Consider the following 18,040-nt stretch of genomic DNA (forward strand, 5'->3'; position numbering starts at 1 on the left):
CACCTGTGATCCCAGCAGCAGAAGGGAGTTGACCATGGACGACACCGCGATAGGCGGCGGCAGTCAGTGGCAGCACCCCGACGGCCGGGTCGAACTCGACCCGTCTGTCGGGGAGTTGCCTTCCAACGGATTCACCAGTGACGACCTGCGGCCGGTCCCGGTGGCGCGGCGCACCTGGTCCACGTACAACTTCCTCGCGCTCTGGGTCGGCATGGCCCACAACATCCCTTCCTGGACGCTGGCTTCGGGCCTGGTCGCGATCGGCATGGACTGGAAGCAGGCGGTGCTGACCATCGCCCTCGCCAACCTGATCGTGCTCATACCGATGCTGCTCACCGGGCACGCCGGCACCAAGTACGGCATCCCGTTCCCGGTGTTCGCCCGGGCCTCGTTCGGGCTGCGCGGGGCCAACCTGCCCGCGCTCCTGCGGGCGGCGGTGGCCTGCGCCTGGTTCGGCATCCAGACCTGGATCGGCGGGGAGGGCATCTTCCTGCTGGCCGGTACATTGCTCGGCGAATCCTGGCGCACCGCCGGGGAGTTCGCCGGCTACCCGTGGACGCAGTGGCTCTCCTTCCTGCTGTTCTGGCTGATCGAGATGGTCGTCATCGCGCGGGGCATGGAGGCGCTGCGGCGCTTCGAGAACTGGGCGGCGCCGTTCGTCATCGTCGGCGCGCTCGCCCTGCTGGCGTGGATCACGGTCAAGGCGGGCGGGTTCGGGCCGCTGCTCGACCAGCCGTCCTCGCTGGGGTGGGGCAGCGACTTCTGGAAGGTCTTCTTCCCGGCACTGATGGGCATGATCGGGTTCTGGTCCACCCTCGCGCTCAACATCCCGGACTTCACCCGCTTCGGCGGGAGCCAGCGGGCCCAGATCCGCGGCCAGGCGCTCGGCCTGCCGACCACGATGACGCTGTTCGCGCTGCTGTCCGTGCTGGTCACCTCGGGCTCCCAGGCCGTGTACGGCGAACCGGTGTGGGACCCGATCCGGCTCGCCGCGAAGATGGAGAGCCCGGTCGGCATCCTGTTCGCCCTGCTGACCGTCCTGATCGCGACGCTGTCGGTCAACATCGCCGCCAACGTCGTCTCGCCGGCCTACGACCTCGCCAACCTGCTGCCCCGGTTGGTCAACTTCCGTACCGGGGCGCTGATCACGGGCGTCGTCGGGATCGCGATCTTCCCATGGCGGCTGATCTCCGACCCGCACGTCTACATCTACACCTGGCTGGGCGTGGTCGGCGGCCTGCTCGGTACGGTCGCCGGCGTCCTGATCGCCGACTACTGGCTGGTGCGCCGCACCCGCCTCGAACTCGCCGAGCTGTACCGGCCGGGCGGGACGTACTGGTACGCGGCCGGCTGGAACTGGCGGGCCGTCGCGGCGCTGCTGCTGGGCGGCCTCCTGGCCGTCGGCGGCTCGTACTCCACCGTCGACGCCCACGGCGTCGAGCAGGGCCCCTTCCCGGCCGACGGTCTCGTCCCCCTCCTCAAGCCGCTCGCCGACTACGGCTGGGCCGTGGGCCTGGCGTCGTCGGCGAGCCTCTACCTCCTCTTCGGTCTCGGGCGCGGTCTCGGGCGCGGGCCGGCGGGGAGGGGGAGGAGGAGGGGGAGGAGGAGGGGGTAGCGGGCGGACGGGGGCGCCGTGGGGTGCCCGCGGTCGCCCGCTGCTCGCTCCGCGCCGCTTGCCGCCCGTCACCGGGCCGCCGCCACCCGTTCGACGGCGGTGAGGACCTTCGCGGCGCCGTCTTCGGTGGTGAGGGTGGCGGCGAGGGCTCGGGCGCGGGTGCGGTAGCGGGGGGTGTCGAGGGTGCGCCGGAGGGCGGTGGCGAGGCGGGCGGGGGTGAGGGCGCGGAGGGGGACGGGACCGGGGGAGACGCCGAGGGCGGTGAGCCGGGCGGACCAGAAGGGGGCGTCCAGTTGGGCCGGGACGGGGACGGTGGGGGTGCCGGCGCGGAGGGTGGCGGCGGTCGTGCCGGCGCCGGCGTGGTGGACCACGGCGGCCGTGCGCGGGAACAGCCAGTCGTGCGGGGTGTCGCCGATGGTCAGGACGGTGTCCGAGTCTTCGGCGGCCAGGCCGCTCCAGCCCTCCTGGAGGAGCAGGCGGACCCGGGCGGCGCGGGCGGCGGCGAGGACGGTGGCGGTGAGCCGCTCCGGGTCCGGGACGACCAGGCTGCCGAAACCGACGAAGACCGGTGGCGGTCCGGCGGAGAGGAAGTCGACGAGCCGGGCCGGGGGTTGCCAGTCCGACTGGGCAGCCGGCCACCAGTAGCCCGCCACGTCCAGCCGGGGGTGCCAGTCGGCCGGGCGGGGGACGACCGTCGGTGAGAACCCGTGCAGCACCGGGTGGTCGCGCCGGGCCCGGGCGATACCGAGCGGCGGCAGGCCGAGCCGGCGGCGCAGTCGGCGGACGGCCGGGGCGAACAGCTGGTCGGTCGCGGCCTGGACGGCGTGGCCGGCGAGCAGGTTCCCGGGCCGGGAGAGCGACCGGGTGCCGGTGACGGCGGGCGCGAACTCCCGGGTTGGGGCGATGGGTTGGAGGAACAGTCCGAGAGTGGGGAGGCCGGCTGCCTCGGCGGCGACCTGGCCGAGTGCGCTGGTGGTGCTGGTGGTCAGCAGGAGGTCGGTGCCCAGGGCGACGGCCGCCACGATGCCCTCGCCGAGTGCGGGCATGAACCTCCGGCCAAGGCGCAGGAGTCGGAGGACGACCGCCGGTCCGCCACCGGCCTTCAGCAGCCGCCGCCCCTGTGCGGAGGCGAGTTCGGCGCGCGGGTCGACCGGCAGGGGGCGGAACTCCAGCCCGGCCGCCCGGACGGATCCGGCGAAGGTGGTGTGGGTGGCGATGGCCACCCGGTGGCCTGCCGCCCGCAGACGGACCCCGAGCCCGGTGAAGGGAGCCACGTCGCCGCGGGATCCGGCGGTGGCGATCAGGATGCGCATGGCCGCAGTATTCCGGCGCGGGTGGCCCGCCGGAAGGACGCCACGCGCGCCCGGGAAGGGAGGGGAGGCGGCCGGTTCCGGGTGCTCCGCCCCGCGCCGGCGGAACCGGGCGGCGGGCGGTGGCGTCCTTCGGGGCAGAGCGGACGGGACGGGGCCGTCGCGCCGATGACGGGAAGGACGGACGGATGGGCATCCTCGCGTGGATCGTGCTGGGTCTGCTGGCGGGAGCGCTGGCCAAGCTGCTGCTGCCGGGCAAGGACCCGGGCGGCCTGATCGTGACCACCTTGATCGGTATCGCCGGGTCCTTCGTGGGCGGCTGGATCGCGTCGCACTTCATGCACCGGTCGATCACCGCGCACTTCTTCGACGGGGCGACCTGGGTGTCGGCGATCGGCGGCGCGCTGGTGCTGCTCATCGTCTACCGGCTGCTGTTCGGCAGCTCGCGCCGGTAGGGGGCGTGGGGAGTCGGTAGGAACGGCGAGGAGTCGCCGGACGTCACCGGGCGTCGCGTCACCGGGCGTCGCGGGGAAACGGGTCCGTCGGAGTGGCCGGTTCGCGCCGGTCGTCGTGGGCGCCGGAAACCAAGCGGCGCCCTCCCGCGTCCTTCGGACCGGGCCCGGATCGTGGAACGGGGCCGTCACGCCGATGACGCGAGGGGCGACTGATGAGCTGGATGGCGTGGATCGTGCTGGGCCTGGTGTCGGGGACCTTGGCCAGGATGGCGATGCCGGGCAAGGGCGAGCGCGGTCTGATCGGCACCACCCTGATCGGCATCACCGGCTCCTACGTCGGCACCTGGATCGTCTCGCACTGGATGCACGGGTCGGTGAAGGTGAGCTTCCTCGACCTGACGACCTGGGTGTCGGCGATCGGCGGCGCGGTGGTGCTGCTGTTCCTCTACGGGGTGCTCGTCCGCATAGTCCGGCGCTGACCGGCCGCCCTGACCGGTTGGTCCGGTTGGTCAGGCCACCTCGGTGACCCAGTCAGGCAGGTCCTCGCGGGCGTGCAGCCAGCGGGCCGGGACGTCGGCGAGCCCGGTCCGGGCGGCGACCACCCCGGCGGCGATGGCACAGGTGGTGTCCTTGTCCCCCCAGCCCTCCAGGGTGCGCCAGACGGCCTCGGGCAGCGAGTCCGGGTGCCCGGCGGCGGACCAGAGGGCGAACGGGACGGTGTCCGGGGCGGAGAGCTGCGCCCCGGAGCCGAGCACGGTCGCGGCGTGCCGGACGCTGGTGTGGGCGGGCATCCGGGCGGCGATCCGCAGGCCGGAGCGGACGTCGCTGTCCGGCAGCCGTCCGGCGATCTCGGTCAGCAACTCGGCCCGGTCGGGCGGGGTTGCGCCCCGGCTCCGGACGGCGAACGCGGCCGCGAGGGCGACCGCCACCGCGCCGACGGCCGCCTCAGGGTGGAAGTGCGTGGTGAGTGACTGCAGTTCGGCCTGCCGGGCGACCTCGTCCAGGTCGTCGGCGAACCAGGCGCCGAGCGGGGCGACCCGCATCGCGGCACCGTTCCCGTACGATCCCCGGCCCTCGAACTGGCTCGCGGTGACGGCGCGCCAGTCCCCGCCCGCCTCGATTCCGCGCAGCACCCGGTGCATCGACGGGCCGTACTTGCGGCCGTACTCCCGCGTGTACTCGGCGGCGAACTCTCCGGCCAGCGCGTCCTGTCGGACCTCGCCGTGGACGACCAGGTGGCGGACCAGCACCAGGGCCATCGCGGTGTCGTCGGTCCAGTGCCAGGGCGCGGGGCGGGCCAGGCGCGCGGCCAGCGCCGCGGGCGCCTCGGCCACCGGGACCGAGAACCAGCGGTCGCCGAAGGCGTCGCCGAGGGCGAGCCCCTGCAGGCTGTCCAGGACCGGTCCGGCCGCACGCATGTCATCCTCCATGTGAGATCAACTGTGCGCGGCAGTCTGCCGGACGACTCGGGGCGCCGGCCACCCGATTTCCCTCCGGTCCGCCGGCGCCCCGATCACCCGTGCGGGTGGGTCACTTGGCCTTCAGGCCGCCGAGGACGAGCTTCCACACGGCCTCGAAGCGGGCGTCGGCGCCGGGCGCGGACCAGGTGGACGCGTAGGCCGGGTCGTGGAACGGGGCGGTGGCGTCGAAGACGGCGCGGGCGGTGTTCAGGATGTGGGCGAGCTTGAACTCCTTGCCGTCCACGCCGTCCTGGAAGATCTGCGCGATCTGCTCGACCAGGGTCTCGATGTGCGCGTCGACGGTGCCGCTGTTCTCGTCGACCAGCACCGTGTAAGTGGCGAACAGCTCGGGGTCGTCGAGCGCCTTCCTCCGCTTGGCCGCGAACAGCGTCGTCAGCCAGCGGTGCAGCCGCTCGGCGGCCGGGCCGCCCTCGGTGGAGATGGCGGCCAGCTCGTGGTGCGCCTGGTCGAGCCAGCGCTGGGTGACCGCCTCGCGGAGTGCGGCCTTGCTCGGGAAGTGGCGGTAGACGCTGCTGTGGCTGACGCCGAGGGCGCGGGCGACGTCCACGACGGTGGCCTTGGCCGGGCCGAACCGCCGGAGGACGTCCTCCGCCGCGATCAGGATCTGCTCGGCGGTGAGTGTGGTGTCCGTGGTCACGGGGGTCCGTCCTTGGGGTCGTGCGGGCGGTCGGTGCTGTGGAGCTGCGGTGCTTTGGTGTCGTGGAGCTGCAGTGTCGAGGTGCTCGGCGTCGGTGGGCTGTTGGCGTCGTCGGGTGGTGCGGGTGTCGCGGCCCGGGCCGGTCAGCGCTCGCTGTCCAGGCGGGCCATCTGCGCGGCAGCGTACCGGTCACCTGCGGCGGAGCCGGCGGGGACGGCCGCCTCGATGGCGGCGAGGTCGGCCCCGGTCAGGGTGACGTCCAGGGCGCCGAGGGCCTCGGTGAGGCGCTCCCGGCGGCGGGCGCCGACCAGCGGGACGATGTCCTCCCCCTGGGCGGCCACCCAGGCGATGGCGACCTGCGCGACGCTCGCCCCCTTCTCGGCGGCGATCGCGCGCAGCTGCTCGACCAGCGCGAGGTTGTGGGCCAGGTTCTCGCCCTGGAAGCGCGGGCTCTGGCTGCGGAAGTCGGTTCCGGTGAGGGCGCGTTCCCGATCCCAGTGGCCGCTGAGCAGGCCGCGGGAGAGCACCCCGTACGCGGTGATGCCGATGCCGAGCTCGCGGGCGGCGGGGAGGACGGCGGTCTCCAACGAACGGGTGAGCAGCGAGTACTCGATCTGCAGGTCGCTGATCGGGTGAACGGCGGCGGCGCGGCGCAGGGTGTCGGCGCCGACCTCGGAGAGGCCGATGTGGCGGACATAGCCGTCCTTCACCAGGTCCGCGATGGCGCCGATGGTCTCCTCGATCGGGACGTTCGGGTCGAGACGGGCCGGGCGGTAGACGTCGACGTGGTCGGTGCGCAGGCGGCGCAGGGTGTAGCTCAGGGCGGTCTTGGTGGCGGCGGGGCTCGTGTCGTAGCCGAGCCACTGGCCGTCCGGGCCGCGCTGGGCGCCGAACTTCACGCTGATCTGCACGCGGTCGCGGTCGCGGCCGCGTAGCGCCTCGTGGATCAGCAGCTCGTTGTGGCCCATGCCGTAGAAGTCGCCGGTGTCGAGGAGGGTGATCCCGGCGTCGAGGGCGGCATGGATGGTGGCGATGCTCTCGGCCTCGTCGGCCGGGCCGTACATGTCGGACATGCCCATGCAGCCGAGGCCGAGAGCCGAGGTGACGGGCCCGGTGCTGCCGAGCGGGCGCTGCGCGGGGCGGGAGTTCGAGGACATGGGTGCTCCAGGGTCCAAGAGGAGGGTGCGAGGCCGGGTGGTGCGGAGGCGCGGGCGGCGCGGGGGTGTGGGCAGGGTGGTCCGGGTGGCACTATGCCACGACAGCGAACAGATTTCAAAATCTGTTCGCTGTCGTCTGTTATCTGAAATCTGAAAGTTGAATTCTGTCGGTCATCGAGCGACAGAGGCCGCCCCGCCCGTCGGCTCGGTCGCCCAGTCCTCGCGCCCGCCCGGGGAGCGGAGGAGGTGGGCGCGGGCGGGCGGCAGGTTGCGCCACACCGTGCGCGCGCCGAGCCCGTACGCCGCCTCGAACTGCCGCAGCAGCCGCACCACCGCCCGGTGGCGGGCGCTCCGGCGGGGTCCCGAGGTGAGGGTGCGGGCCGTCGTAGTGCCGAGGTACCCGAAGTACGTCAGCTCGCCGCCGGGCGTCAGCAGCCGCACGTAGAGGTCGAGGATCTCGCGGACCCGCGCGGGGTCGAAGTTGGTGAACGGCAGCCCGGACACGATCGCGTCGTACCGCTCCGCGTGCTCCTCCGGTTCGGCCCCCGCCGGCACCGACGGGCGGCAGCAGGGCAGTTCCTCGACCCGGCAGGCCGAGAGCCGCAGTTCGATCCCCGGGTGGCGGGCGGCGAGCACCGGGTCCTCCCGCAGCCGGTCGACGAACCGCGGGTTCGCCTCGACGACGTGCAACCGGTCGCCCGGGCGCAGCACGTGGACCAGTCGGCGGGTCACCACGCCGGTGCCGGCGCCCACTTCGAGCACGGAGATCGGGTGGTTCGGGCGGCTGGTGACCGGCACGACCAGCGCGCTCACCAGCTCCGGGCCGCTCGGGGCCAGCGCACCGGTGTCGTGGAAGGTGCGCAGGGCCTCGGCGAGGAACAGCAGACGGTCCCCTCCGGAGAGCGAACTGCGTTTCGGAGTGGCGGATTCGGGGCGGTGCCGGAGCTGGTGGTTCGTCATGTCATCGACGCTAGGCAGGGTCGGATCGCTGCGAATCGGCCGGTCAGCGACGCGCGCCCCCGACCAAAGTCGAGGATGCGGATGGCCGGAAGACAGGGGCGGTTCGACGCCCAGCGCCCCTAGCATCGAGCCCGAGCCCGAGCCCGAGCCCGAGGCGTCGCCTGGGCCCGACGGACCGAACGACAGGGAGACAGGGAGGCGGGAAGGCGGAGGGATGGAAGGAACGGCGGGACGGAAGGGCAGAGGGAGTGAGGGGAGGAGGAGCCCGATGCGCAGGAACCTGCTCGGCTGGTACGACCCGGACCACCGGCCCTGGATCGACACGTTGCTGCTGCTCGGCCTGCTCGGCCTCGCCACCGAGGAGGCCGTGGTGCAGTGGCTCCGGGCGGACGGCCCGCTGCGCGCACCGCGTACGGCCGTTGCCGCGCTCGCCTCGCTCTCGCTGCTGTTCGCCCGCCGCCACCCCGTCGCCTCCGCCGTCCTGCCGGTGCTCACCGCCGGCCTGTTCGACCGGGCCTTCCCGGGGCTGTTCAGCGTCTTCCACCTCGCCTACCTCGGCCGGACCGGTCCGGCGATGGCCGGGGGCGTGGTCATCGCGGTGGTCAGTGCGTCCGGCGCGGCGTCCCTGGTCGGCTGGGCCGGTGCCGCTGCGTCCCAACTCCTCGTCCAGGCGGCTACTTTGGCGGTCGGCCTGTGGCTGCACGGCAGACGGGTGCTGATCCACACCCTGCACGCCCAGGTCGACGCGCTGCGCCGCGAACGCGAGCTGCGCGCCGAACAGGCCCGGGCCGCCGAACGGGCCCGGATCGCCCGGGAGATGCACGACGTGCTGGCCCACCGCCTCAGCCTGCTGGTGCTGCACGCCGGGGTGCTGCGGGACCAGGCCCGGGCCGGCACCGTCGCCGCCGACCCGGACCGGCTCACCCACCGGCTCGAACTGCTGCGCACCACCGCCGCCCGCTCGCTGGACGACCTGCGCGACGTGCTGGGAGCGCTGCGCGCCGATCCGCCGGCCCGGACCGACACCGGTGGCGGGCCCTCCGCGCCGGGCGGAGCCGGGTCCGTCCCGGCGCCCGCGCTGCGCGACCTCACCGAACTCGCCGCCGAGGCGACCCAGGCCGGGCAGCAGGTCGAACTGGCCCTCTCCGGAGACCCGGAGGCCGTCCCGACCACCCACCGGCTGGCCGTGCACCGCCTGGTCCAGGAGGCGCTCACCAACGCCCGCAAGTACGCGCCCGCCGCCTCGGTCACCGTCCGGGTCGGCTACGGGGAGCCGGCGACCACCGTCGAGGTCCGCAACGGCCCGGGGGAGGTGCCGCCGGACGGTCCGGGCCCGGGCGGTGGGTACGGCCTGGTGGGGCTGGGCGAACGGGTCGACGCGCTCGGCGGCCACCTCGACGCGGGCCCGGACGGCAACGGCGGCTTCCGGCTCTCCGCCCGGTTGCCCGGGCCGGCCCGCCCGTCCCGGACGGCGCCCGGACCCGCTCCCGCCCGTACCGGCAGCCCGCTCCCGGCGCCGGGCCGTCCGAAGCACCCCGGGCAACCGAAGCACCCCGGGCAACCGAAGCACCCCGAGCAACCGAAGCAGCGGCCTGAGGAGAGCGCATGATCCGTACGATGGTGGTGGACGACGACGCGCTGGTCCGGCTCGGCCTGGTCGACCTGCTGGCCCAGGATCCGGCGCTCGTCGTGGTGGCCGAGGCCGTCGACGGGTTCCAGGCCGTCGAACTCGCCGGGAGCAGGCGGATCGACGTCGCGCTGATGGACATCCGGATGCCCCGGCTCGACGGCATCGCCGCCACCCGCCGCCTGCGCGAACTGCCCGACGCCCCGCGGGTCATCGCGCTCACCACCTTCGACCTGGACGAGTACGTGTACCAAGCGCTCGCCGCCGGGGCCGACGGCTTCCTGCTCAAGGACACCCCGCCCGCCGAGATCGCCCGGGCCGTGCACGTCGTCGCGGGCGGCCAGGGGATGCTGCACCCGGCGGCCGCGCGACGCCTGATCGACCGCTACCACCGGGTCGGCGCGCCCCGGTCGGTCGCCGCCCGCAGCCGGGTCGCCGGACTCACCCCGCGCGAGACCGACGTGTTGCGCGAACTCGCCGACGGGCTCTCCAACGCGGAGATCGCGGGCGCCCTGGGGATGCGCGAGAGCACCGTCAAGGCGCACGTCAGCCGGATCCTGACCGGGCTCGGCGTCGGCAACCGGGTCCAGGCCGCGCTGCTGGCACGCGATGCCGGGCTGGTCGGCGACGGCGCCTGAGCGCGACGGCTGTGCCGTCCCGCCGTGGCGGCACCCGGTGGCGGTACTCATCGGTGGCGTCACTCGTGGCGGCACTCGCGGTGACAGCACCCGTGGCGGCGCACGGCGGGGCTCGTCGGAGCATCCCAGCGGCCGTTGTTCACGCGGGTGTTCCCCGGATGTTCCCCCGGAGTCGGGTCGGGTGCCCGGCCGGGCTTCCCTGAGCCGTGGCGTGCTCCCGGTTCGTACCGCGTGCTGAGCCGCTGTCACCCATCCGGCGTGGAAATGCCGTGCCTTGGCGCTTTGCGCTGCCGAACTCGGGCGGCGGGTCCATGGTGGAGATGGGCGCGATCCGGCGACCGCGCCCGCGCGCCGATCCAGGCCCGCGCGCCGTGCGCCCGCCGCTGTTCCCCGACGGGTGCCCGAGGTCGGGCCCGGTTCCGGCGCGCTGGGAGCAGGGCCACCTCGCAGGAAACCGAACGGTTCTTCTAGGCTCACATCTCGGCTTCCCTGCGGCGGTCCGGCCACTGCGCCCGCCGCCGGGAGGCCGCCGTCCACGGGGCTCCGGGCGGACCGGGGCCACCGGATCGAGCGAGGAGGACGCAATGCCAAGCACGCCGCCCAGCCGTTCCACCGCACTTGGGCCAGACGGACCGTTCCGGAGGGCCGCCGATCATCCCGGCCGCACGGCGTGGTCCGGCCGGGCCTGGCAGCCGGGCGGGAGTGGTCGGCCGGTCCGACCGCTGAATACCGGCGGCGGCCGCGGAGGCGCGCGTTGAGTACCCAGATCGTCGGGACGCCCGCTACGACGGATGCCACCGCAGAACCTGACCGGGCCCCGGCCGTCGTCCCGGCGGCCGCTGACGGCGAAGCCCTAGCCGCGGCTTCGGCCGCCGCGGCCGCGGGTCCCCCTGCCGCGGGAGCAGCGGCCACGGCCACGGTCACGGCAAGCGCCGCGGCCGTCGTGGTCACCGCGGTCACTGCTGCCACCGCAGTCACCGCAGCCGCAACGCCGACCTCGCCCGCGCCGACCGCCCCGGCCGTCCCGACCGCGGCGTCCACCGCGAACCCCGGGACGGCCGCTGCTCCCAGAGCCGCTGCTCCCAGAGCCGCCGCCACCGCGAGTGCCACGGTCACCGCGGCGCTGCCTGGTCTGCCGCAGGCGCTCAGCGTCCGGGCCCGTACCCTCGCCGGTGCCGTCCGACGCCGCTGCGCCGACCTGGCCCGGATCGAGTCGCCCAGTGGAGACGCCCCCCGACTCGACGCCCTCGCCGAGGAGTTGGCGGCCGGCTTCGGTGCCACCGGTGCCACCGCCCGCCGCGAACCCGGTCCGGCCGGGGACCACCTCGTCCTGGAATGGGAGGGGCGGGACGAGTCCCTGCCGCACCTGCTGATCGTCGGCCACCACGACACCGTCTGGCCGGCGGGCACCCTGGCGGACTGGCCGGTCACCGAGGAGGACGGTCGGCTGACCGGCCCCGGGGTGGTCGACATGAAGGGCGGACTCGCCATCCTGGAAGGCGCGTTGGCGCTGCTCGCGGACCTGGGGGAGCGGCCGCACCGGGCCGTGCGCCTGGTCGTGGTCTCCGACGAGGAGGTCGGCAGTCCGGACGGGCGGCGCCTGGTCGAGCGCCACCTGCGCGGTGCCGCCGCCGTGCTGGGGCTCGAACCGTCCCACCCCGACGGCCGGTTGAAGACCGCACGGCGCGGCAGCAGCCGGGTCCGGCTCACCGTGACCGGGCGCGAGGCGCACGCGGGCAACGACGCCCAGGACGGGGTGTCGGCGGTCGACGAGCTGGTGGACCAGCTCGTCCTGGTCCGCGGCCTCGCGGGACAGCCCGGTACGGAGCTCAACGCCGGTCGGATCAGCGGTGGTTCGCGGGCCAACGTGGTCGCGGGCCGGGCCGAGGCCGAGCTCGGCCTGCGGTTCTCCACCGCAGAGGCGCAGCGCCGTACGCTCGACCACCTCGCCCGGCTCACCGCGTTGCGTCCGGGTGCCCGGGTGCGGACGGAGGTGCTGTCCAGCCGTCCGGCGTGGCCCGAGCGGACCGGCAACCCGCTGTTGCGGCACGTGCGTTCGCTGGCGGCGGTGCTCGGGCAGCAGTTGGACGGCGCCCCGGCGGGCGGGGCGGGGGACACCAACCTGCCGGGCTCGCGCGGGCTCCCGACCCTGGACGGGTTCGGCGCGGTGGGTGCCGGGGCCCACGCCCGGCACGAGCACATCCGGCTGGACCAGATCGCCCCCCGGATCGCACTGCTGGCCGCGCTCCTCGCCGTGCCGCTGCCGCGACTGCGCGACCGCGGGGAGGGGTGAGCGGATGGTGGGTGGGTGACGGCCGGCCGCCGAGCGCTGGGAGCCGGCTGCCCGGAGCTGATCGCCGAGTGCTGACCGTCGGGAGCTGAGAGGCGACGGCGAACAGATGACAGATAACAGCTGACAGATTTCGAAATCTGTCAGCTGTTATCTGTTTCCTGCCTTGCCATCGCTCCGCCCCGCCGCGCAGAATGGTACCGACCGAACGGTCAGTCGGTTGGTGCCAGGGGCTCCGAGTTCCGAGCTCTGAGCCCCGAACCGGGGCGGACCGGCAGACAGGCAGGACACGAGAGGGGACCGTGGTGACAGCAGAGGTGGCCGAGGCGGTCCCGGCGCAGGCGCCGGAGGACCGGTTCGAGGCGGTCATCGCCGCCGAGCAGCGGATCGAGCCCAGGGACTGGATGCCCGACGCCTACCGGGCCACCCTGATCCGGCAGATCGCCCAGCACGCCCACTCCGAGATCATCGGCATGCAGCCCGAGGGCAACTGGCTCACCCGGGCCCCCTCACTGCGCCGCAAGGCCATCCTGCTCGCCAAGGCCCAGGACGAGGCCGGCCACGGCCTCTACCTCTACGCCGCCGCCGAGACCCTCGGGGTCGACCGCGCCGAGCTCACCGAGAAGCTGATCTCCGGCCGCCAGAAGTACTCCTCGATCTTCAACTACCCGACCCTCACCTTCGCCGATGTCGGCGTGATCGGTTGGCTGGTGGACGGCGCGGCGATCTGCAACCAGGTCCCGCTCTGCCGCTGCAGCTACGGCCCGTACGCCCGGGCGATGGTGCGGATCTGCAAGGAGGAGTCCTTCCACCAGCGTCAGGGCTACGAGCTGCTGATGACGCTGATGCGCGGCACCGAGGCCCAGCGCCGGATGGTCCAGGACGCCGTGGACCGCTGGTGGTGGCCGTCGCTGATGATGTTCGGCCCCTCGGACGCGGACTCGCCGAACACCGCCCGCTCGATGGCCTGGCGGATCAAGCGGCACAGCAACGACGAGCTGCGGCAACGCTTCGTCGACATGACCGTCCCGCAGGCCGAGCACCTGGGCGTGACCCTTCCCGACCCCGAACTGCGCTGGAACGAGGAGCGCGGCGGCTGGGACTTCGGCGAGCCGGACTGGGACGAGCTGAACCGGGTCATCCGAGGTCAGGGCCCCTGCAACGCCCAGCGGGTCGAACGCCGCCGCGCCGCCCACGAGGACGGCGCCTGGGTCCGCGAGGCCGCCGTCGCCTACGCGGCCAAGCGCGCCGCGGAGCAGTCCGCCGCGGCCGAGCAGCACCACGGGCCGGCCCGGCAAGCCCAGCACGCCACGGAACAGGAGAACGGAAAGTGACCGAGCCCACGGCCGAGTCCAAGGCCGCGCCGACGGCCGAGTCCAAGACCGCGCCCATGCCCGCGCCCGTGCCCCTGGCCGGGTCCAAGGCCGGCTGGCCGCTGTACGAGGTGTTCGTGCGCCCCCGGCGCGGCCTGAACCACGTGCACGTCGGCTCGCTGCACGCGGCCGACGACCGGATGGCCCTGCTCGCCGCCCGCGACCTCTACACCCGCCGCAACGAGGGCGTCAGCCTCTGGGTGGTGCGCTCGGACGCGATCACCGCCTCCACCCCGGACGAGCGCGACCCGTTCTTCGAGCCCAGCGGCGACAAGGTCTACCGCCACCCGACCTTCTACGACATCCCCGAGGATGTCCCGCACATCTGACGGGGGAACCGCCATGCAGGACCACACCGCCACGCAGGGGCACACCGCCGGCGCCGTTCACCCGGGTCACGCGGGCCACGACGACCACGCGGGCCACGACGACCACCTCTACCTCAGCCTTGCCGAGGCCACCCCCGACCCCGAGGGCGAGGGCCGCTGGGCGTACGGGACGGGCTTCGCCGACCCGCTGCTCGGCGTGGACACCGCCCTGCCCGCCGGGCTGGACGGCTCGGATCTGGCCGCCTACTGCCAGATGCTCGGCGACGACGCCCTGGTCCTCGCCCAGCGGCTGATCGAGTGGTGCACCCGGGCGCCCGAGCTGGAGGAGGAGGTCGCGCTCGCCAACCTGGGCCTCGACCTGCTCGGCCAGTCCCGCCTGCTGCTCACCCGGGCCGGCCAAGCGGACGGTTCCGGCCGTACCGAGGACGACCTGGCGTACTGGCGCGAGGAGCACGAGTTCCGCAACGTCCGGCTGGTGGAGACGCCGAACGGCGACTTCGCGTACTCGATCGCCCGGCTGCTGCTCTTCGCCACCGCGCGCGGCGCCCTGTACGAGGCGCTGAGCGCGCACCCCGACCCGGTGCTGGCGGCGGTCGCCGCCCGAGGGGTCAAGGAGCTGGCGTACCACCGCGAGTACGCCACCGCCTGGACGCTGCGCCTCGGCGACGGCACGCCCCACTCCGCCGAGCGGATGCAGGCCGGACTGGACGCCGTCTGGCCGCTGCTGGAGGAGCTGTTCACGGCGCACCCGGTGGAGCTGCGGGTGGGCGTCGACCCGGCGACCCTGCGCGAGCCGGTGCTGCACTCGCTCGCCGCCGTCCTCGCCGAGGCCGGGCTGACCGTGCCGGACGTGCCGCCGCTGGCCACCGTCCTCGGCCGGGCCGGCCGCGACGGCGTGCACACCGAGGCCCTCGGCCCGCTGCTCGCCGAGCTGCAGGTGGTGGCCCGCGCACACCCGGGGGCGACGTGGTGACCGGGCGCCTCGCGGCCGACGACGCGGTGACCGGAACCGTCGGCGCGGCCACCGTGGGCACCACCCGCGACCTGGCCCGGGCGGTCGCCGGAGCCGTCCCGGACCCGGAGCTGCCCATGCTCACCCTGGCCGACCTGGGCGTCCTGGCCGAGGTCGAGGTGGACGGCGGCACCGGTGCGGTCACCGCCTGGCTGACCCCGACCTACTCGGGCTGTCCCGCGGTCGCCGAGATGGCCGCCGACGTGGACCGCCGGCTGCGCGCGGCCGGGTACCCGGACGTCCGGGTGCGGCTGCGGCTGGACCCGCCGTGGTCCACCGACCTGATCACCGCCGAGGGCCGTCGCAAGCTCGCCGAGGCGGGCATCGCCCCGCCCCGTCCGACCTCCGCCGTCCGCGCGGCCGGGCCGGTTCCGCTCGCCCTCGGCCCGACCCGTGGCGGGGCCGAGGCCCGTGGCGGAGCCGAGGTCCACAGCGGAGCCGCGACCCGGACCCGAGTCGTGTCCGGAGCCGTGACCGGGGCCGTCGGCACCGCGGCTCCCGTGCCGTGCCCGCAGTGCGGCAGCACGGAGACGGAGGAGCTGTCCCGCTTCGGCTCCACCGCCTGCAAGGCGCTCTGGCGCTGCCGCGCCTGCCGGGAGCCCTTCGAACGCGTCAAGGAGATCTGAATGCCCGCCGCCTCGCCCGCCGCCGCTTCGCCTTCCGCCGCCGGCCCGGCCTCCGTCCCGGCGTCCGCTTCGGCCCCTGCCTCGGCCGCCGCCTCGGTGCCCGCCTCGACCTCCGGCCCGGCCGATGTCTCGGCCGCCGCCGGTACCCGGGCCACCGGCATCCGCCCGGCCCGCCGCCCCACCTTCCACGGGCTGCGGATCGACCGGGTCGAGCGGCTGTGCGAGGACGCCGTCGCGGTGACCTTCGCGGTGCCGGACGAACTGGCGGAGGAGTTCGCCTTCCGCCCCGGGCAGACCCTGACGCTGCGCAAGCTGGTGGACGGCGCGGACGAGCGCCGCTCGTACTCGATCTGCGCCCCCGTCGGCGGACCGCTGCGGATCGCCGTCCGGGAGGTGCCGGGCGGACTGTTCTCGCGCTGGCTGGTGCGCGAGGCGCGGCCCGGCGAGGAGGTGGAGGTCCTGACGCCGTCGGGCCTCTTCACCCCGGAACTCGGCGTCCCCGCCGACCACGTGCTGCTCGCGGCCGGCTCCGGCATCACCCCGATGCTGTCGATCGCCGGCTCCGTGCTGGCCGCCGACCACCGCTCGACCGTCACCCTGCTCTACGGCAACCGCCGCAGCGACACCGTGATGTTCGCGGACGAGCTGGCCGACCTGAAGGACCGCTACCTCGGCCGCTTCCAGCTGGTCCACGTGCTCTCCCGGGAGACCAGGGACGCGGAGCTGCTCAGCGGCCGCCTGGACCCGGAGCGGGTGCGGGCGCTGCTGGCGGCGCTGGTGGACGTCGGGAGCGTCGGCCACTGGTGGCTCTGCGGCCCGTTCGGCATGGTCACCGGGGCGAAGGACCTGCTCGCCGAGCTGGGCGTCCCGGGCGATCGGGTGCACCAGGAGCTGTTCCACGCAGAGGACGAGCCGCTCCCGGAGCGCGACGAGGACTGGGACCGGACGGACGCCGCGTCGGGCGGCGCGCCGGGCATGGCGAGCGAGGTCACCGTCGTGCTCGACGGCCGCGGCAGCACCCTCTCCCTCCCGCGGGACCGCTCGATCCTGGACGGCGCGCAGCGCTCCCGCCCCGACCTGCCGTTCGCCTGCAAGGGCGGGGTCTGCGGCACCTGCCGCGCCCTGGTCACCGAGGGCGAGGTGGAGATGCGCCGCAACTTCGCCCTGGAGGAGAAGGAACTGGCCGCCGGCTACGTCCTCACCTGCCAGGCCCGTCCGGTCACCGACCGGGTGACGGTCGACTACGACCGCTGACCTGAGCCTCGACCGCTGAGCCTCGATCACCGAGCCGCGACTGCTGGGCCGTGACCGCCGAGCCTTGACCGCCGACCCCTGGCGTCCGACAGTCCGAGGACGGTCAGACCGCCGCCGGGGCGGGCTGCTTCGCCGGATCGCCGAGCAGCCCGACCAGGTCGTTGACCGCCGCGCGCCCGGCCCGGTTCGCGCCGACCGTGCTGGCGGAGGGGCCGTAGCCGACCAGGTGGACGCGCGGATCGGCGGTGGCGCGGGTGCCGGTGAGCGCGATGCCGCCGCCGGGGGAGCGCAGGCCCAGCGGGGCGAGGTGGCCGACTTCGGGCCGGAAACCGGTGGCCCAGACGATCGCGTCCACCGCCGACTCCTCGTCGCCCCAGGCGACTCCGTGCTCGGTGAGGCGGTCGAACATCGGCCGGCGGTGCAGTGCGCCCAGCTCCTCGGCACGCCGGTAGGCGACGGACGGGCCGAGCCCGGTCACGCTCACCACGCTGCGCACCGGCAGGCCCTGCCGGACCCGCTCCTCGACCTTGGCGACCACCGCGCGCCCGTACTCGGGGGTGAACGGTCCGTCGTGGTAGACGGGTTCGGAACGGGTCACCCAGAGCGTGTCGCCGACCGCCGCGACCTCGGACAGCACCTGGACCGCCGAGGCGCCGCCGCCCACCACCAGGACGCGCTTGCCCGCGAACTCCTCGGGGCCGCGGTAGTCGGCGTAGTGCAGCTGGCGTCCGGCGAAGTGGCCCGGGTAGTGCGGGAGGAAGGGGCGGGTCCAGGTGCCGGTGGCGTTGATCAGCGCGCGGGTGGACCAGGTGCCGCGGTCGGTCTCCACCAGCAGCCGGGAGTCGGGGCGCTCGGACTCGGCGCGTACGGCGCGCACCGCGACCGGGCGTACGACCGGGAGCGCGTGCCGGGCTTCGTACGCCGCGAAGTACCCCGGCACCACCGCGCGCGCGGGGGCCTCGGGGGCGACCGGCGGGAGTTCGGCGTCCGGGAGGTCGTGGAAGCCGTGCACGGTGGCCATCCGCAGGGACGGCGAGCGGTGCGCCCAGGCGCCGCCGGCCTCGGCGTTGGCGTCGAGGACGACGAAGCCGCCGTCGGCGTCCGCCCGGTAGGGGGCGAAGCCGCGGCGGCGCAGGTGGTAGGCGGCGGACAGGCCCGCCTGCCCGGCGCCCACCACCACGACGTCCACACGCGGCGGCGCGGCGGTCGGGGTGCCGCTCACCGTGCCGTTCGCCGTACCGCTCGTCGCGGCGCCGTTCGCAGCACCGGCATTCGT

At 74.6% G+C, this 18,040-nt stretch carries 17 protein-coding genes; 11 read left to right on the forward strand and 6 right to left on the reverse strand.

Annotated elements, in window-relative coordinates:
• Window positions 1-34: 34 nt before the first annotated feature.
• The gene (locus tag AB0Q99_RS05620) at window positions 35-1,615 is read left to right on the forward strand and encodes an NCS1 family nucleobase:cation symporter-1 (RefSeq protein WP_363568782.1); all 1,581 of its coding nucleotides are present in this window, start codon (window positions 35-37) and stop codon (window positions 1,613-1,615) included.
• A gap of 68 nt (window positions 1,616-1,683) precedes the next feature.
• Here AB0Q99_RS05620 and AB0Q99_RS05625 read toward each other — a convergent pair whose 3' ends face one another.
• A complete protein-coding gene (locus AB0Q99_RS05625) occupies window positions 1,684-2,928 on the reverse strand; it encodes a glycosyltransferase (RefSeq protein ID WP_363568783.1) in 1,245 nt (414 codons plus the stop codon).
• A gap of 185 nt (window positions 2,929-3,113) precedes the next feature.
• Between AB0Q99_RS05625 and AB0Q99_RS05630 the strand changes: the two genes are divergently transcribed.
• A complete protein-coding gene (locus AB0Q99_RS05630) occupies window positions 3,114-3,380 on the forward strand; it encodes a GlsB/YeaQ/YmgE family stress response membrane protein (RefSeq protein ID WP_363568785.1) in 267 nt (88 codons plus the stop codon).
• Between the two features lie 212 nt (window positions 3,381-3,592).
• Window positions 3,593-3,859: a GlsB/YeaQ/YmgE family stress response membrane protein gene (locus tag AB0Q99_RS05635; protein ID WP_363568787.1), complete on the forward strand. Its 267-nt coding sequence runs from the start codon at window positions 3,593-3,595 to the stop codon at window positions 3,857-3,859.
• A gap of 30 nt (window positions 3,860-3,889) precedes the next feature.
• Here AB0Q99_RS05635 and AB0Q99_RS05640 read toward each other — a convergent pair whose 3' ends face one another.
• The 4 genes from AB0Q99_RS05640 to AB0Q99_RS05655 all read right to left on the reverse strand — a co-directional run bounded on the left by AB0Q99_RS05640 (window position 3,890) and on the right by AB0Q99_RS05655 (window position 7,615).
• A complete protein-coding gene (locus AB0Q99_RS05640) occupies window positions 3,890-4,798 on the reverse strand; it encodes an ADP-ribosylglycohydrolase family protein (RefSeq protein WP_363568789.1) in 909 nt (302 codons plus the stop codon).
• A 112-nt stretch (window positions 4,799-4,910) separates the two neighbouring features.
• On the reverse strand, window positions 4,911-5,498 hold the full coding sequence (locus tag AB0Q99_RS05645; protein WP_363568791.1) for a TetR family transcriptional regulator: 588 nt from the start codon (window positions 5,496-5,498) through the stop codon (window positions 4,911-4,913).
• A gap of 143 nt (window positions 5,499-5,641) precedes the next feature.
• On the reverse strand, window positions 5,642-6,655 hold the full coding sequence (locus tag AB0Q99_RS05650) for an aldo/keto reductase (protein WP_363568793.1): 1,014 nt from the start codon (window positions 6,653-6,655) through the stop codon (window positions 5,642-5,644).
• A gap of 171 nt (window positions 6,656-6,826) precedes the next feature.
• Window positions 6,827-7,615 (reverse strand): class I SAM-dependent methyltransferase, encoded by a 789-nt coding sequence (locus AB0Q99_RS05655; protein ID WP_363568795.1) that lies wholly within the window; start codon window positions 7,613-7,615, stop codon window positions 6,827-6,829.
• 268 nt (window positions 7,616-7,883) lie between these two features.
• Between AB0Q99_RS05655 and AB0Q99_RS05660 the strand changes: the two genes are divergently transcribed.
• The 8 genes from AB0Q99_RS05660 to paaE all read left to right on the forward strand — a co-directional run bounded on the left by AB0Q99_RS05660 (window position 7,884) and on the right by paaE (window position 16,764).
• Entirely contained in the window at window positions 7,884-9,224 is a 1,341-nt protein-coding gene (locus AB0Q99_RS05660) for a histidine kinase (RefSeq protein ID WP_363568797.1), read from the forward strand.
• Entirely contained in the window at window positions 9,221-9,880 is a 660-nt protein-coding gene (locus tag AB0Q99_RS05665; protein ID WP_363568799.1) for a response regulator transcription factor, read from the forward strand. The genes AB0Q99_RS05660 and AB0Q99_RS05665 overlap by 4 nt, the downstream gene beginning before the upstream one ends.
• 943 nt (window positions 9,881-10,823) lie before the next feature.
• A complete protein-coding gene (locus AB0Q99_RS05670) occupies window positions 10,824-12,173 on the forward strand; it encodes a M20 family metallopeptidase (RefSeq protein ID WP_363568801.1) in 1,350 nt (449 codons plus the stop codon).
• 299 nt (window positions 12,174-12,472) lie between these two features.
• Window positions 12,473-13,504 carry a 1,2-phenylacetyl-CoA epoxidase subunit PaaA gene (gene paaA / locus AB0Q99_RS05675; protein ID WP_363568802.1) on the forward strand — a complete coding sequence of 344 codons (1,032 nt, stop codon included), beginning with the start codon at window positions 12,473-12,475 and terminating at the stop codon, window positions 13,502-13,504.
• Between the two features lie 56 nt (window positions 13,505-13,560).
• The gene (gene paaB, locus AB0Q99_RS05680) at window positions 13,561-13,872 is read left to right on the forward strand and encodes a 1,2-phenylacetyl-CoA epoxidase subunit PaaB (protein ID WP_363569261.1); all 312 of its coding nucleotides are present in this window, start codon (window positions 13,561-13,563) and stop codon (window positions 13,870-13,872) included.
• A gap of 13 nt (window positions 13,873-13,885) precedes the next feature.
• A complete protein-coding gene (gene paaC / locus AB0Q99_RS05685; RefSeq protein WP_363568804.1) occupies window positions 13,886-14,845 on the forward strand; it encodes a 1,2-phenylacetyl-CoA epoxidase subunit PaaC in 960 nt (319 codons plus the stop codon).
• Window positions 14,846-14,898: 53 nt separating this feature from the next.
• Window positions 14,899-15,510 carry a 1,2-phenylacetyl-CoA epoxidase subunit PaaD gene (gene paaD / locus AB0Q99_RS05690; RefSeq protein WP_363569262.1) on the forward strand — a complete coding sequence of 204 codons (612 nt, stop codon included), beginning with the start codon at window positions 14,899-14,901 and terminating at the stop codon, window positions 15,508-15,510.
• The gene (gene paaE / locus AB0Q99_RS05695; RefSeq protein WP_363568806.1) at window positions 15,511-16,764 is read left to right on the forward strand and encodes a 1,2-phenylacetyl-CoA epoxidase subunit PaaE; all 1,254 of its coding nucleotides are present in this window, start codon (window positions 15,511-15,513) and stop codon (window positions 16,762-16,764) included.
• Between the two features lie 103 nt (window positions 16,765-16,867).
• Here paaE and AB0Q99_RS05700 read toward each other — a convergent pair whose 3' ends face one another.
• A complete protein-coding gene (locus tag AB0Q99_RS05700) occupies window positions 16,868-17,986 on the reverse strand; it encodes an NAD(P)-binding domain-containing protein (RefSeq protein WP_363568808.1) in 1,119 nt (372 codons plus the stop codon).
• Window positions 17,987-18,040: the final 54 nt, after the last annotated feature.

This window comes from Kitasatospora sp. NPDC086791 (assembly GCF_040685975.1).
Lineage (GTDB): Bacteria > Actinomycetota > Actinomycetes > Streptomycetales > Streptomycetaceae > Kitasatospora.